This window comes from Saliphagus infecundisoli (assembly GCF_020177375.1).
GTDB classification, from domain to species: domain Archaea; phylum Halobacteriota; class Halobacteria; order Halobacteriales; family Natrialbaceae; genus Saliphagus; species Saliphagus infecundisoli.
On sequence record NZ_JAIWHV010000073.1, the window covers coordinates 1 to 2,370 of the forward strand.

2 protein-coding genes are annotated in these 2,370 nt (G+C 57.6%); both read left to right on the forward strand.

What is annotated here, in order from left to right:
• The first annotated feature begins 249 nt into the window (after positions 1-249).
• Positions 250-1,344, forward strand: a complete 1,095-nt coding sequence (locus LCF40_RS23025; protein ID WP_224830448.1) for a hypothetical protein — start codon at positions 250-252, stop codon at positions 1,342-1,344.
• Positions 1,345-1,856: 512 nt separating this feature from the next.
• Positions 1,857-2,132, forward strand: coding sequence for a PadR family transcriptional regulator (locus tag LCF40_RS23030; RefSeq protein ID WP_224830449.1), 276 nt, complete (start codon positions 1,857-1,859; stop codon positions 2,130-2,132).
• The last annotated feature ends 238 nt before the right edge of the window (positions 2,133-2,370 follow it).

The following is a 2,370-nucleotide window of genomic DNA, read 5'->3' on the forward strand; positions in this document are numbered from 1 at the left end:
GCCAACAACCGCGGACCACTTTGCCGGGTGGTTTACCGCTAATTGGGCTTTCTCCCCCGGCGGGCTTAGGGATTTCGACCGAACCCAGCCGGAGTTTCCGACGGCTTGTAGAAGGCCCCACAGCCGCTCTGATGCGGTTTCGGCGGAAGCAGGCCCCCTTACATGGGGGCCTGACCCGAGCCGTCTCGCAGCGCCCGGAGGGCGCGAGAAACGGAATCCGTCGGTCGGACGGACCGACGGACTTTGGTCGTGTGTGAGGGGGCGGTTGCTGTGAGTCGAGCGACTGACAGCGGTGTCAGTGACGGAGTTCGGGGGCTGTCTTGGCTCTCCTATACTAACTCCACAAACCGTGAAATCGTAGAAGAGAAGCCTTCTCGCGGGCTCCGGTTAACGGACAGAGAGGAAATAACGCTTCGGGAAGATGTGAGAGATTGGTGGTGCCGGGAGGGGGATCGGGCGGTGACCTGGGCAGAAGGTCAGAGGAAGTTTCTTGAATATGACCGTGAGGCGCGCCGAACGGAGAACGTGTTTGAGAATACTTTGACGGGGACGAGAGCAAGTAGCGCAGTTTCGCATCGGTTCCAGCCGGAGTACCGGGAGAGGTGGTATGCGAAGTTCCATGATCTCCTTCGAGCTGCACAGGAGCGCTGGGCGGTCGTTCATACGACGATGCTGGGGCTCACAGGGTCGTCAACGCCGGATGGTGATCGGATGTGTCCTGTTGATCATTGGAGAGACTGCGATGCGTCTAACGATGCTGTGAAAGAGGCGATCCGGCGGCTCAAGGACGAGTTGGGTGATGCTGTTGCTATCGAGTTCGTCGAGGCGCATCCTGGGGGTGGGACGAACGACGGTTACTTGCACAAACATCCGGTCATCGTTAGCGGTCAGAGGGTCCCTGATGGGCTTCTGCAGAAGGTGTTGAACGCTCATGTCAACAACAGCCCGAACGCAGAGCATGATGCTCATAGGCTTTCTGAGGCGGTTACACGGAGCCGTGTTTCTGGGCGGAAGGACTCGGAGGAGGCGACGGAGGAGGTGATCGGGAACCTGCCGGCTTACTTAGCGGGGTACCTGCTGAATTACGGTGAGTCTCTCGAGGAACTGCCAGAATCGCAGGTGGCCGGTGCGGTCGTGATGTGGGCAACGGGGACACAGAGCGTTCGTCCGGGTGGACGGGCCAGTGAATGGATGCGGTTTGAGGGAGAGGAGGATGAAGAAGAGTCTCTCTGGGTGCTCGCGGGTGTGGAGCGGGATGGTGAGTTTATTCCGGCGAGCGATGGGGGGAGCGGGGTCAGTACGTTCACAACTTCAAGGGGGTTAGACCCTCCTGAGTGCCCATGACTAGGCCCAGTACTTGTTCCCATTGTGGGGAGAGGTTTGAGACGATCACTGAGTGTAAACTCCACCAAGAGGAGTGCGATCAAGCGGTAGAGGGGGAGGGTGATTTGGTTCCGGATTATAGGGATCCGTTTTCGCCGGATAGAGGCGGTGAGCGTGAGATGAAGTGTCTGCATTGTGGGGAGAGGTTTAGCGAGGGAGAGATCGTCTACGAACGACGGCATGGGAGTGATGGAGGTTTGTGGTGGTGTCCGAACGAAGAGTGTAGTGGGAGAGGTGTTGGGATGGATCTTCATGTGGTCTGATCTAGTTGGCTGAGTGACCACAGTGCTCTTAATCGGAGAACTGTTCACATGATCGGGGCGCCCTCTTGTGGTTTCCGTCCGGAGGGCTGCGCGGTTTATCTTGCCATGCGGTTTGACGGGCTGGATTCTGCTCCTCTGACGCTGGCTGTCAGTGGATATCTTTCGGAATTGGTCGAAAGGCTTGTTAGTTGGCTGTGTTTATCATTCCGTATGGATGATCTGACTGCGTTCGAACGAGATCTGTTGTATGTGATCGCGAGCTTCGACAAACCGTCTGGACAGACCGTGAAGAGCGAGGTTCAGGAGTACTATGGGGGAGATGTCAATGCTGGGCGGCTTTACCCGAATCTCGATACACTGGCTGAGGGAGGACTTGTTGAGAAAGGTCAACTGGATCGCCGGACGAACTATTACGCGCTTACTGAATCAGGTGAAGATGCGCTTCGTGAGCGTCGAGAGTGGGAGAATCAGTACGTTGACCTCTGATCTGATCCTGGGTAGTGGGCGGTAGAACTATGGGCCGGCGCTCTGATGCGGCTGCTAAGAACGATACACACTGCTCTATCGAATGGTGAGAGCCGGCGGGGTTAGTGCCCCGCCAACAACCGCGGACCACTTTGCCGGGTGGTTTACCGCTAATTGGGCTTTCTCCCCCGGCGGGCTTAGGGATTTCGACCGAACCCAGCCGGAGTTTCCGACGGCTTGTAGAAGGCCCCACAGCCGC